10 protein-coding genes are annotated in these 13,344 nt (G+C 57.0%); 4 read left to right on the forward strand and 6 right to left on the reverse strand.

Annotation, left to right across the window (positions count from 1 at the left end):
• Window positions 1–49: 49 nt before the first annotated feature.
• Entirely contained in the window at window positions 50–322 is a 273-nt protein-coding gene (locus CU081_RS02170; protein ID WP_003860346.1) for a DUF3811 domain-containing protein, read from the forward strand.
• Here the strand turns inward: CU081_RS02170 and rluF are convergent, their stop codons facing one another.
• Complete coding sequence (gene rluF / locus CU081_RS02175) at window positions 323–1,195, reverse strand: 23S rRNA pseudouridine(2604) synthase RluF (RefSeq protein WP_003860347.1); 873 nt, start codon at window positions 1,193–1,195, stop codon at window positions 323–325. It lies immediately after the preceding gene.
• A 197-nt stretch (window positions 1,196–1,392) separates the two neighbouring features.
• Between rluF and CU081_RS02180 the strand changes: the two genes are divergently transcribed.
• Together CU081_RS02180 and CU081_RS02185 are read left to right on the forward strand one after the other, a co-directional pair.
• Window positions 1,393–1,695: a type II toxin-antitoxin system RelE/ParE family toxin gene (locus tag CU081_RS02180; protein WP_003860348.1), complete on the forward strand. Its 303-nt coding sequence runs from the start codon at window positions 1,393–1,395 to the stop codon at window positions 1,693–1,695.
• 6 nt (window positions 1,696–1,701) lie between these two features.
• The gene (locus CU081_RS02185) at window positions 1,702–1,989 is read left to right on the forward strand and encodes an addiction module antidote protein (protein ID WP_022650216.1); all 288 of its coding nucleotides are present in this window, start codon (window positions 1,702–1,704) and stop codon (window positions 1,987–1,989) included.
• On the opposite strand, the gene CU081_RS02190 is transcribed toward CU081_RS02185, so the two are convergent.
• Together CU081_RS02190 and metH are read right to left on the reverse strand one after the other, a co-directional pair.
• The gene (locus CU081_RS02190) at window positions 1,986–3,617 is read right to left on the reverse strand and encodes a Na/Pi cotransporter family protein (protein WP_003860350.1); all 1,632 of its coding nucleotides are present in this window, start codon (window positions 3,615–3,617) and stop codon (window positions 1,986–1,988) included. The genes CU081_RS02185 and CU081_RS02190 overlap by 4 nt on opposite strands.
• A gap of 116 nt (window positions 3,618–3,733) precedes the next feature.
• On the reverse strand, window positions 3,734–7,417 hold the full coding sequence (metH, locus tag CU081_RS02195; protein WP_022650215.1) for a methionine synthase: 3,684 nt from the start codon (window positions 7,415–7,417) through the stop codon (window positions 3,734–3,736).
• 193 nt (window positions 7,418–7,610) lie between these two features.
• On the opposite strand from metH, the gene iclR reads away from it, so the two are divergent.
• Window positions 7,611–8,438 (forward strand): glyoxylate bypass operon transcriptional repressor IclR, encoded by an 828-nt coding sequence (iclR, locus tag CU081_RS02200; RefSeq protein ID WP_003860353.1) that lies wholly within the window; start codon window positions 7,611–7,613, stop codon window positions 8,436–8,438.
• A gap of 23 nt (window positions 8,439–8,461) precedes the next feature.
• On the opposite strand, the gene aceK is transcribed toward iclR, so the two are convergent.
• Genes aceK through aceB form a run of 3 tightly spaced genes read right to left on the reverse strand, consistent with a single transcriptional unit; the run spans window position 8,462 to window position 13,202 of the window.
• Complete coding sequence (aceK, locus tag CU081_RS02205) at window positions 8,462–10,213, reverse strand: bifunctional isocitrate dehydrogenase kinase/phosphatase (protein WP_022650214.1); 1,752 nt, start codon at window positions 10,211–10,213, stop codon at window positions 8,462–8,464.
• A gap of 51 nt (window positions 10,214–10,264) precedes the next feature.
• Window positions 10,265–11,569, reverse strand: a complete 1,305-nt coding sequence (aceA, locus tag CU081_RS02210) for an isocitrate lyase (RefSeq protein ID WP_003860356.1) — start codon at window positions 11,567–11,569, stop codon at window positions 10,265–10,267.
• Window positions 11,570–11,600: 31 nt separating this feature from the next.
• Window positions 11,601–13,202 (reverse strand): malate synthase A, encoded by a 1,602-nt coding sequence (gene aceB, locus CU081_RS02215; RefSeq protein WP_022650213.1) that lies wholly within the window; start codon window positions 13,200–13,202, stop codon window positions 11,601–11,603.
• Window positions 13,203–13,344: the final 142 nt, after the last annotated feature.

The following is a 13,344-nucleotide window of genomic DNA, read 5'->3' on the forward strand; positions in this document are numbered from 1 at the left end:
TGTCCCGGCTTGCTTTACACTGAAGCCTCCCCATCAGGAGGCTTCAGCAATGGCTACACCACGTTTGACCCAGAAAGACATGACCGAAGCCGAGCAGCGCGAACTTAAAACGCTTCTCGACCGCGCCCGCATCGCGCATGGCCGCACGCTGACGAACGCCGAAACCAATCAGGTTAAAAAAGAGTACATCGACAAGCTGATGGCGCAACGTGAGGCTGCGGCGAAAAAAGCCCGCAAGCTGAAAAAAGAGCAGGCTTATAAGCCGGATGCAGAGGCGACCTTTTCCTGGTCCGCCAATACATCAACCCGTGGAAGGCGCTAATCAGCGCCCTTTCTTTTTGCGCCCCGGCTGGGTAAAGCGTTTTCCGTTGCCCGGCTTGCCTCGCCCTTTCTCTTCCGCCTGCGGTGCCTTCACCACCGGACGCTTAATCGCCTGCGTTTTCGGTTTGGCTTTAGCTTTCGGCTTCGCTTCGGACGAGGAGTTCTCGATAAGTTTGAACAGCTCGATCAGCTCGTCGTCCGTTAAGTCACGCCACTCGCCCAGCGGGATCCCGGACAGGCTGACGTTCATGATGCGCGTGCGTTCCAGCTTCGTCACTTCATAACCAAAATACTCGCACATGCGGCGGATCTGGCGGTTTAAGCCCTGCACCAGGGTAATGCGGAAGGCAAACGGCGCCTCTTTTCTGACTTTACACTTCTTCGTCACGGTGCCCAGAATCGGCACGCCTGCGCCCATCCCGCGAATGAACTCGTCCGTCACCGGCTTGTTCACCGTCACGATGTACTCTTTCTCGTGGTCGTTACCGGCACGCAGAATTTTGTTGACCAGATCGCCGTGGTTGGTGAGGAAAATCAGCCCCTGAGAGTCTTTATCCAGACGGCCAATCGGGAAAATGCGGCTGCTGTGGTTCACGAAATCAACAATGTTGTCCCGCTCGCCATCTTCCGTGGTGCTGACAATCCCAACCGGTTTGTTCAACGCGATAAACACCAGGTCTTCGGCATCACGCGGTTCGATGACCTGACCATTCACTTTCACCACATCGCCAGGTACCACCTGATCACCAATGGTGGCGCGTTTGCCGTTAAGAAACACGTTACCCTGTTCAATGTAACGGTCAGCCTCGCGACGTGAGCAGATCCCGCTCTCGCTAATGTATTTGTTTAATCGGGTTGATTGAGTTGGCAGCATAGTTTCTCCTGTGAAGGGCGAAATATACCTTAGGTTTGGGCTGGAAAAAAAGATTAGCCGACGGTTACTGAGACGGGTTTTTTAGTTTGCGAGACGCTTTCAGGATTTAGCGTCAGGCTATTTATCCTTGAGCTAACTCCTTTTAGCTTTACTCTCCAGAGACAATTGCTTGTAGTTTATAAATCACAGGGAGTAATATGAAGGAGATCGTTCAGACAGAATCCTTCCGACGCTGGGAGCAAAATTTAAAGGACAGGCGGGCAAAGACGATTATCGCTTCCCGCCTCTTTAGGCTGGCAAATGGCTTAGCGGGCGACATTAGACCCGTGGGGGAAGGTATCAGTGAACTGAGGATCCACTTGGGCCCGGGCTACAGAGTCTATTTTAAGGACCAGGGCAATTGCATCATCGTGCTGTTATGTGGTGGTGACAAAAGCAGCCAGGCCAGAGACATACTTATGGCAAAAATGCTGAGCAATGTATCCCAATGGCAGGAGTGAATGAGCATGCATAAATTAACACCCTACGATCCAGCCAACGCACTGGTGGATGACGAGGAAATCGCTGTGTTTATGGCTGATGCATTAGAGACGGGTGACTCAGCGTACATTGCTAAAGCGCTGGGCGTCATCGCCCGAGCGAAAGGGATGTCGACCATTTCCCAGCAAACGGGCCTGTCACGAGAACAACTGTATCGATCATTCAGTGATAAGGGGAACCCAACGCTCAAAACCACGCTGGCGGTCATGAAAGCATTGGGCCTTGGGTTAACAATCAAACCCTCTGGGGATTAATACTCATCCCGCTCGTCATCTTCATCCGGTTGCTCCATCACGCTGTACGCCACCGCGCAGAACAACGAGTTGAGACGTTTCATATCGCCCAGCAGCCCCAGATGGAGCGAGCTGGTTTCGATACTCTGCACGTTCTGCTGATGCAGACGCTCAACGTGGGCGTGCGAGTAGCGGCGATTAAGGATGCGGAAACGATGCTTGTTGCGGCGCAGGCGGCGCGCGCTCGGCACGTCGCTGGAGAAGAAGACCGACATCGCCAGCTTCAGGTTGCTGACCAGCTGTTCGTGCAGCGCTTCCAGCTCTTTCAGCCCTTCCACAGAAAACGCCCGACGTGCGGCCAGGGATTTATCCGCGATTTCACTGCCCATACGCTCGACAATATCCGAAGCCTGCTCCAGGTTAAGCGACATCTCAATAATTTCCGCCCAGCGGCGGGATTCCTCTTCCGCCAGCTCGTCCTGGGGGATCCGCGCCAGATAGAGCTTGATGGCGGTATACAGCACGTTGATATCGTCCGCCAGCCTGCGCAGCTCTTTTTCTTCGCGCGGCTCGCCGTGCATCACCTTTTGCAACCCTTCCAGCATGGTTTCCATCGCGTCACCCATGCGCAGCGTTTCGCGGGCGGCATTGGCGATGGCCAGCGCGGGCGTGTCCAGCACAGAGGTGTCCAGATGCTTCGGTTTAAGGCGCGCGTCCAGCTCCGGTTCATCACGAATTAGCCGCTCGCAGAAGCGGGCCATCGGCGCGGCAAACGGCACCATCGCCAGACAGCGCACCAGGTTGTAGAAGACGTGGAAGTAGATCACCAGCTCCGCTTTCGGCAGAGAGAGATTGTCCATCAGGTTCGCCAGCGGGTGCACAAACGGCAGAATAATCAGGCTGCCCACCAGCTTAAAGAGCAAACTCCCCAGCGCCACCCGGCGGGCGGCAGCGTTGGCGGCGCTGTTGTTGAGCATCGCCAGCAGGCCAGAGCCGAGGTTGGCACCGATCACCAGGCACAGCGCCACCGGGAAGGAAATGACCCCTGCGGCGGTTAAGGTCGCCGTCAGCAGGACCGCTGCCAGGCTGGAGTAGCTGACGATGGCAAATACCGCGCCGATCAGCGCATCCAGCATAATATCGCCGGTTAACGAGGCGAAGATGACCTGTACACCGTTGGCCTGGGTGATCGGCGTGACAGCCTGCACAATCAACTCCAGCGCCAGCAGGATCAGCCCGAGGCCAATACCGACGCGGCCAAGCTGCCCGGCACGGCTTTGCTTACGGCCGAGGAAGAAAATGACGCCGATAAAAATCAGCAGCGGCGACAGCCAGGAGAGATCGAACGTCAGGATACGCGCCATCAGCGCGGTACCGACGTCGGCGCCAAGGACAATCACCAGCGCCGGGGCGAGCGCCACCAAATCCTGCGCCACGAACGAGGTGACGAGCATGGTGGTGGCGTTGCTGCTTTGCACCAGCGCCGTGACGCCAATACCCGCGCAGAAGGCGAGCGGCTTCTTCTCAACGCTGCCGCTGAGAACGGTACGTAAACGTGCGCCAAACACACGCATCACGCCGGTACGAACGATATGGGTGCCCCATACCAGCAGTGCGACTGCGGAGAGCAGGTGTAACAACGTCAACACGGTAGGCATTCCTCCTTATCGTTATTCGTTTTCCTGAGGTTCAGTATAAGGGTTTAAACGTAAGAAAGAGACAAGGCACCATAGCGGTGCCCTGTTTGTTGTAAGGAAAAGTGACGTTAGTCTGCGTCGTAGCCTAAATTCGGCGCCAGCCAGCGTTCCACCTCTGACACGCTCATGCCTTTACGCAGAGCGTAATCCTCAATCTGATCGCGCTGAAGCTGTGCCACGGCGAAGTACTTGCTGTCCGGATGGCTGAAGTACCAGCCGGAAACGGACGCGCCCGGCCACATGGCAAATGACTCGGTGAGCTTCATGCCCGTATGCGCTTCTACGTCCAGCAGTTTCCAGATAGTGCCCTTCTCGGTGTGTTCCGGGCAGGCCGGATACCCCGGCGCCGGACGAATGCCCTGGTAATTTTCGCGGATCAGCTCCTCGTTGCTGAGATTCTCATTGGCCGCGTAGCCCCAGTGCACCTTACGTACGCGCTCGTGCAGATACTCGGCAAAGGCTTCCGCCAGGCGATCGGCAATCGCTTTCACCATGATTTTGTTGTAATCATCATGCTGCGCGTCGTACGCATCCGCCAGCGCGTCTTCTTCCAGACCGCCGGTTACGGCAAAGGCGCCGATATAGTCGGCTTTACCGGAGAGTTTCGGTGCGACGAAATCCGCCAGGCAGTAGTTGGCAAAGCCCACTTTCTCGGTTTGCTGGCGCAGATGGTGGCTCACGGCCAGCACATGGGTGCGGGTTTCATCGCGGTAGATTTCCACGTCGTCGCCCACGCGGTTCGCCGGGAACAGCCCCACCACGCCGCGCGGGTTGAGGGCTTTCTCTGCGCTCAGCCTGTCGAGCATGTCGTTAGCATCTTTAAACAGGCGCTTCGCCTCTTCGCCCACCACCTCATCTTCAAGAATGCGCGGATATTTGCCCGCCAGCGACCAGGTCATGAAGAACGGCGTCCAGTCGATGTAGTTACGCAGCGTTTCGATGCAGGCCGTCACGTCCTGCACGCCCAGACGGTGTGCGACCGGCGGCGTATAGCTGGACCAGTCGAACGCCAGATCGTTTTCGCGCGCCGCCTGAAGCGAAACCGGCGGCGTGCGCGGTTTCTTACGTCCATGCTGAATGCGGACGGTTTCATACTCTTTGCGGGTGCGGGCGACAAAGTCATCGCGCTGGGTGTCGGACAGCAGCGCGGAGACCACGCCCACGGTGCGCGAGGCGTTTTGGACATACACCGTCGGCCCGCTGTAGTTCTGCTCGATTTTCACCGCCGTGTGGGCTTTCGAGGTGGTTGCCCCGCCAATCAGCAGTGGAATGGTGAAGCCCTGGCGCTCCATCTCTTTTGCCACGTTGACCATTTCGTCCAGCGACGGCGTAATCAGCCCGGAAAGACCAATCAAATCCGCATTCACTTCGCGCGCGGTCCTGAGGATTTTATCCGCCGGGACCATCACGCCAAGATCGATAATTTCGTAGTTATTACACTGCAACACCACGCCAACGATGTTTTTGCCGATGTCGTGTACGTCGCCCTTCACGGTGGCGATGACCATTTTACCGTTACTGGAGCCCTTCTCTTTGCTGGCTTCGATAAAGGGTTCCAGATACGCCACCGCCTGTTTCATGACGCGGGCGGATTTCACCACCTGCGGCAGGAACATTTTGCCCTCGCCAAACAGATCGCCGACCACGTTCATGCCGTCCATCAGCGGCCCTTCGATCACTTCAATCGGACGGGCGGCCTGCTGACGCGCTTCCTCAGTATCCTGCTCGATAAACTCGGTAATGCCTTTTACCAGCGAGTATTCCAGACGCTTATTCACATCCCAGGAGCGCCATTCGGCCTGTTGAACGTTGGCTGATTCGTCAGATTTACTGCCGCGGTATTTTTCCGCCAGATCCAGCATGCGTTCGGTGGCGTCGTCACGACGATTGAGGATCACGTCTTCTACGGCGTCGCGCAGCTCGGCTGGCAGATCGTCGTAAATTGCCAGCTGGCCGGCGTTGACGATCCCCATGTCCATCCCGTTGCGGATGGCATAGTAGAGGAACACGGCGTGGATCGCCTCACGAACCGGGTCGTTGCCGCGGAACGAGAACGAGACGTTTGACACGCCGCCGGAGATCAGCGCATGCGGCAGTTCGCGTTTAATGTCTTCACACGCGCCGATGAAGTCCTGGGCGTAGTTGTTGTGCTCTTCGATGCCGGTCGCGACGGCGAAGATGTTCGGGTCGAAGATGATGTCTTCCGGCGGGAAGCCCACCTCTTCGGTCAAAATTTTGTACGCGCGGCGGCAAATCTCAATCTTGCGCTCGCGGGTATCGGCCTGACCCACTTCATCGAAGGCCATCACCACCACGGCGGCCCCGTAGCGACGCACCAGCTTCGCGTGGTGGATAAAGGTATCGACCCCCTCTTTCATCGAGATGGAGTTAACGATGCCTTTGCCCTGAATGCACTTCAGCCCTTTTTCGATGACGTCCCATTTAGAAGAGTCAATCATGATCGGCACGCGGGCGATATCCGGCTCACCGGCAATCAGGTTGAGGAAACGCACCATCGCCGCTTCGGCGTCGAGCATCCCCTCGTCCATGTTGATATCGATAATTTGCGCGCCGCTTTCCACCTGCTGGCGGGCAACGTCCAGCGCTTCGCTGTACTTCTCTTCTTTGATCAGACGCTTGAACTTCGCGGAGCCGGTAACGTTAGTACGTTCACCCACGTTCACAAACAGGCTGTCGTCGCCGATGGTCAACGGCTCCAGGCCGGACAGGCGACAGGCAACCGGAAGCTCGGGTAGCTTGCGCGGTGGAAGCCCGGCGACGGCGTTGCTCATGGCGGCGATATGCTCAGGCGTGGTGCCGCAGCAGCCGCCGACGATGTTGAGGAAACCAGATTCAGCCCATTCGCGGATTTGCGCCGCCATGGTGTCGGCATCCAGATCGTACTCACCAAACGCGTTCGGCAGACCGGCGTTCGGGTGGGCGGTGACGTAGCATTCCGCGATACGGGAAAGCTCCTGCACGTACTGGCGCAGCTCGTCCGGCCCCAGCGCGCAGTTCAGGCCGAAGGAGAGCGCTTCGGCATGGCGCAGAGAGTTATAAAACGCTTCGGTTGTCTGGCCGGAAAGCGTGCGCCCCGAGGCATCGGTGATGGTACCGGAAATCATGATCGGCAGGTCGACGCCCAGCGACTCGAACTCCTCTTTTACCGCGTAAATTGCCGCTTTGGCGTTGAGGGTGTCGAATACGGTTTCAATCAGGATCAGGTCGGAGCCGCCTTCCACCAGCGCTTTAGTGGACTCCCGATACGCGGCCACCAGCTGGTCAAACGTGATGTTCCGAAACGCCGGGTCGTTCACGTCCGGAGAAATCGACGCGGTGCGGTTGGTCGGGCCCAGCACCCCGGCTACGTAGCGCGGCTTGTCCGGCGTACGGGCCGTCCATTCGTCGGCGCAGGCGCGCGCCAGCTTCGCCGCTTCAAAGTTGATCTCCGCCGACAGGGACTCCATCTGGTAATCCGCCATGGCGATGGTTGTCGAGTTGAAGGTGTTGGTTTCTACAATATCCGCACCCGCTTCGAAGTAAGCGTTGTGGATATCTCTGATGACTGACGGTTTACTCAACACCAGCAGGTCATTGTTCCCTTTCAGGTCACAAGGCCAGTCGGCAAAGCGCTCTCCGCGGAAATCGTCTTCACACAGACGATAGCCCTGGATCATGGTGCCCATGCCGCCGTCCAGCACCAGAATTCGTTCATTTAACTGCGCACGCAGTTGCTCTACTTTGCTGCTCACACTTGCTCCCGACAACGCTCAACATGGCCAAAAGGCTGCGTTCCATACTGGCATAATCTCGCAGGGTCGAAAAGTCACACAGCGGTAACATGAGACATGTTCACTATCACTCCTCCGATCAGTCAGGAAAGCGGTTGCAAAACCACCAAATAAAACGAAAATGATTTCCACGATACAGAAAAAGGAGTTCGTCATGGTTACGACCGTTCCCGCTAAACGCGGCAGAAAACCTGCTGCAACCACCGCTGCACAACCTGGCGGACAGGTTCAATCCCTGACGCGCGGCCTGAAGCTGCTGGAATGGATAGCCGAATCGCACGGCAGCGTGGCCCTGACGGAGCTGGCGCAGCAGGCTGGCCTGCCGAACTCCACCACGCACCGTCTGCTGACCACCATGCAGCAGCTGGGATTCGTGCGTCAGGTGGGCGAGCTGGGACACTGGGCGGTGGGGGCGCATGCGTTTATTGTCGGCAGCAGCTTCCTGCAAAGCCGCAACCTGCTGGCGATTGTCCACCCGATTCTGCGCAAGCTGATGGAGGAGTCCGGCGAGACGGTAAACCTGGCCGTACTGGATCAGAGCGATCACCAGGCGATTATTATCGACCAGGTGCAGTGTACGCAGCTGATGCGCATGTCCGCACCGATTGGCGGCAAGCTGCCAATGCACGCCTCTGGCGCAGGGAAAGCGTTTCTCTCGCAGCTGAGCGAAGAGCAGGTAACGGGGCTGCTGCACCGTAAAGGGCTGCACGCCTATACCCACGCCACGCTGGTGTCGCCCGTGCATCTGAAAGAAGATCTGGCTCTGACCCGCAAGCGCGGCTATTCGTTTGATGACGAAGAACATGCCCTCGGGCTGCGCTGCCTCGCGTCCTGCATTTTTGACGAGCACCGCGAGCCGTTTGCCGCCATCTCCATCTCCGGGCCGATTTCACGCATGACCGACGACCGCGTCACCGAGCTGGGCGCGATGGTGATTAAGGCCGCGAAAGAGGTGACGCTGGCGTATGGTGGGATTCGTTAAACGTGCATTGCCGCCTGATGCCCTCACCCCGGCCCTCTCCCACAGGGAGAGGGAGAAAAGCGGATGCAAAACCGCTGCTTGCGGCGGTAAGCGTAGACATCTTCCACGTGTCCATTTTTGATCCGCGTTTGCAGCCCGCGCCAGTAGCTGGCGCGGAACAGATCGGCATGCATCTCTTCGAATAGCGGCCCGATGCGCGGGTCGGCACACAGCCAGTGGCGAAACTCCTCCGGAAACACATCGCCCGGCGATACGCTGTACCACGGCTCGCTGGACAGTTCATCTTCCGGATAGCGCGGCGGCGGGATATCGCGGAAGTTCACCTCGGTCATGTAGCAAATTTCATCGTAATCGTAGAACACCACCCGCCCGTGACGGGTGACGCCGAAGTTTTTAAACAGCATGTCGCCGGGGAAAATATTGGCGGCGGCGAGCTGGCGAATCGCATTGCCGTACTCTTCAATGGCGTCTCGTAAAGCCTGGCCTTCGGACTGCTCCAGCCAGATATTTAACGGCACCATCCGGCGTTCGATATAGAGATGGCTAATCGCAATCTTATCGCCAAGATCGGTAATTTTCGTCGGCGCTTCCTGCATTAGCAGCGACACCAGCGACGGATCGATCTGCTGCTTATCCAGCACAAAGTTTTCAAACTCCTGGGTATCGGCCATTCGCCCGACACGATCGTGCTCTTTAACCAGCTGATAGCAGGCGCGAACGTGCGCGGCGCTCATCTCCTTCTGCGGGGCGAATTTATCCTTAATCACCTTAAACACGCGGTCGAAGCCCGGCAGTGTGAAAACCAGCATCACCATGCCGCGGATCCCCGGCGCTTCGATAAACTGCTCATCAGCCGTGGTGACATAACGCAGGTATTCCCGATAACTTTCCGTTTTGGCATGCTTCTGACAGCCAATCGCCATGTACAGCTCGGCGGTGGTTTTGCCCGGCAGGATCTCGCGCAGCCACTCCACCAGGGCGGCAGGCAGCGGAGCGTACACCATAAAATAGGAACGGGCGAAGCCAAATACGATACTGGCCTCAGCGCTGGTAGTCAGGCAGGTATCGACAAACAGTTCGCCGTCGTCGGTACGGTGAATGGGCAGCAGAAACGGCACGATGGCTGTCGGCGTAACCAGTTTGCCCACCAGCCAGGCGGCCTTATTCCGGTAGAAAAGCTCGTTGGCAACCTGCAAATGGCTGCGGCTGAGCACCTCCTCGCCGAAGGTTTCACTGAGATACGCGTGGATATAGCCGATATCCCGGGGTTTATTCTCCCACGGCAGGCGCAGCGGCAAATCCGTTAAGACACGGTGCAGGAGCTTTTCCCAGCCGCGATCGGGAAAGAAATCTTTCGCCAGCGGACGCGGAATGGTACGGAAGCGGCGCTCCGGCTGGGAGCTGAAGATAAATAACCGCTCAGGAGATAATGAGCGGTGGTCAAATAACCGGCAATAGACGGAGTTGAAAAAGCTCTCCGCAATCTCGAAGCGCGGGTAGTCGGGTAACAGATGGGTGTAATGCTCTTTCACGCGCAGTAAAAAATCCGCATCCGGGCTTTTACCGTCGGTGATACAGCGCAGTTGCTCCACCACCAGACCTACATGGTGATCATAAAGATGGATACGCTGCTTCATGGCCTGCTGAACCGCATGCCAGTCGGCGTGCTCAAAACGCTGTTGCGCGCCGGAGGTGACTTCCAGAAAGCGGCCATATTGGGCATCGAAGCCCTGCAAAATAGTTTGGGCAATCAGTAATTCCAGACCACGCGACATATATTCCCCCTCACCCCAACCCTCTCCCCGAGGGGGGAGAGGGGGAAAAGATTAGAACTGTGCTTCTTCCGTTGAGCCCGTTAATGCCGTGACGGAGGAGGCCCCGCCCTGAATAATCGTGGTCACATTATCGAAGTAGCCGGTTCCCACTTCCTGCTGGTGCGAAACGAAGGTATATCCCTCTTTGCCTGCCGCAAATTCTGGCTGCTGCACCTTCTCAACATAGTGCTTCATGCCTTCGCCCTGCGCGTAGGCGTGCGCCAGGTCGAACATGTTGAACCACATGCTGTGGATACCCGCCAGGGTGATGAACTGGTACTTGTAGCCCATATCCGACAGCTGCTGCTGGAAGCTGGCGATGGTGGTATCGTCCAGATTCTTTTGCCAGTTGAAGGACGGCGAACAATTATAGGCCAGCAGCTTGCCCGGATACTTCGCATGAATCGCATCGGCAAAACGCTTCGCCAGCGCCAGATCCGGCGTGGAGGTTTCACACCAGACCAGGTCAGCGTAAGGGGCATAGGCCAGACCGCGGCTGATGGCCTGTTCGATACCGGCATGCGTGCGATAGAATCCCTCGCTGGTGCGCTCGCCGGTAATAAATTCGCTGTCGTACGGATCGCAGTCAGAGGTGATCAGGTCCGCCGCATCAGCATCGGTACGGGCAATCACCAGCGTCGGCACGCCGAGCACGTCAGCAGCCAGACGCGCGGCAACCAGCTTTTGGATCGCTTCCTGGGTTGGTACCAGCACTTTCCCGCCCATATGCCCGCACTTCTTGACCGACGCCAGTTGATCTTCAAAGTGAACGGCCGCTGCACCGGCCTCAATCATGGATTTCATCAGCTCAAAGGCGTTCAGCACGCCGCCGAAACCGGCTTCCGCATCGGCGACGATCGGCAGGAAATAGTCTATAAAACGCGGATCGTGGGGTTCGATACCCGCGGCCCACTGGATCTGATCCGCACGGCGGAAGGTATTGTTGATCCGATCCACCACTGACGGCACCGAGTTCGCCGGATAAAGAGATTGATCCGGATACATGCTGGAGGCAAGGTTAGCATCCGCCGCGACCTGCCAGCCGGAAAGATAGATAGCTTCAATGCCGGCCTTCGCCTGCTGCAATGCCTGACCGCCAGTCAGTGCGCCGAGGCTGTTGATATAGCCTTTTTTAGCTCCCCCGTGCAGCAGATCCCACATTTTTGCCGCGCCGTTCTGCGCCAGCGTACATTCCGGGTTAACCGAGCCACGTAACTTCACCACTTCCTCTGCGCTGTACGGGCGGCGAATGCCTTCCCAGCGCGGTTGGGTCCACTCTTTTTGTAACTCTTCGATCTGTTGGGTACGGGTTTTCATGTGCAGATGCTCCATATTGTTATGTGGTGAATTACGCCAGGAAGCGGTAGCCCGGCAGGGTCAGGAAGTCGATTAAGTCATCAGAGGTGGTGATTTGCTCCATCAGACGTGCAGCATCGTCAAAACGCCCACTGCTGAAGCGGTGCTCGCCCAGTTCGTCCTGGATGACCCGCATCTCTTCGGCCAGCATCTGACGGAACAGGGCTTTGGTTACCGGTTTGCCGTTGCTGAGCGTTTTTTGATGGTGGATCCACTGCCAGATGGAGGTACGTGAAATTTCCGCCGTGGCGGCATCTTCCATCAGGCCGTAAATCGGCACGCAGCCGTTGCCGGAGATCCATGCCTCGATGTACTGCATGGCGACGCGAATGTTGGCGCGCATGCCCTCTTCCGTACGCTCGCCCGCACACGGCGCGAGCAACTGTTCTTCTGCGATGGGCGCATCATCTTCACGGGTGACAAACAGCTGGTTTTTGTTGTCGCCGAGTACGCGGTTAAAGACTTCCATCGCCGTATCGGCCAGACCGGGATGGGCAATCCACGTCCCGTCGTGGCCATTACGGGCTTCCAGCTCTTTATCGGCTTTCACCTTGTTGAGCACATGGTTGTTACGCTCAGCATCTTTGCTCGGGATAAAGGCCGCCATGCCGCCCATCGCAAAGGCGCCGCGTTTGTGACAGGTCTTAATCAGCAGGCGCGAGTAGGCGCTGAGGAACGGTTTATCCATAGTCACAACCTGACGATCCGGCAATACCCGGTCGGCATGGTTTTTCAGCGTTTTGATGTAGCTGAAGATGTAATCCCAGCGGCCGCAGTTCAGGCCCACAATATGGTCACGCAGCGCATGGAGGATCTCATGCATCTGGAATACGGCAGGCAGGGTTTCAATCAGCAGCGTGGCTTTAATGGTGCCGCGCGGCAGGCTGAAGCGGTCTTCTGCGTAGCTGAAAACTTCACTCCACCACGCCGCTTCCTGCCAGGACTGGGTTTTCGGCAGATAGAAATAGGGGCCGCTGCCTTTCGCCAGCAGGTTTTTATGGTTGTGGAAGAAGTACAGCGCAAAGTCGAACAGGCTGCCCGGAATCGCTTCTCCGCGCCAGGTGACGTGCTTTTCTGGCAAATGCAGACCGCGTACGCGACAGATCAGCACCGCCGGATTCGGTTTGAGCTGGTAAATTTTACCGGCTTCGTTGGTATAGCTGATGGTGCCATTGACGGCGTCGCGCAGGTTGATCTGCCCGTCGATAACTTTCTGCCAGTCCGGTGCCAGCGAGTCTTCAAAATCGGCCATAAAGACTTTGACGTTGGCATTCATGGCGTTGATCACCATTTTGCGCTCTACCGGGCCGGTGATCTCCACACGACGATCCTGTAAATCTTCAGGGATTCCGCGGATTTTCCAATCACCATGACGAATGGAAGCAGTTTCCGAAATAAATCCTGGCAACTTGCCGTTATCGATCCCCTGCTGTTGGTGAATGCGCGCCGCCAGCAGTTTATTACGCTGTGGCGTAAAGCGAGTCACCAGTTCAGTCAGAAACTCTACCGCTTCTGCCGTCAAAACTTGCTGTTCTTGCTCACCATTCGGCTGGGTAAAGGTCAGTTCATCGACCGTTGTTGCCTGTTGAGTCATCGTTCTGCTCCTCATCAAAGATCCAAATCACGCCCCCGACGCGAGCGAAAGATCGTTGTGTAGTTTTCGCTCAGCAGAATTAAGACTATCTATAATTTTTCCAAAATCAAAAACAATTTCCATTTTAATTTTAATTGCAACG

The organism is Enterobacter sp. CRENT-193 (assembly GCF_002787395.1).
Classification (GTDB): domain Bacteria; phylum Pseudomonadota; class Gammaproteobacteria; order Enterobacterales; family Enterobacteriaceae; genus Enterobacter; species Enterobacter hormaechei_C.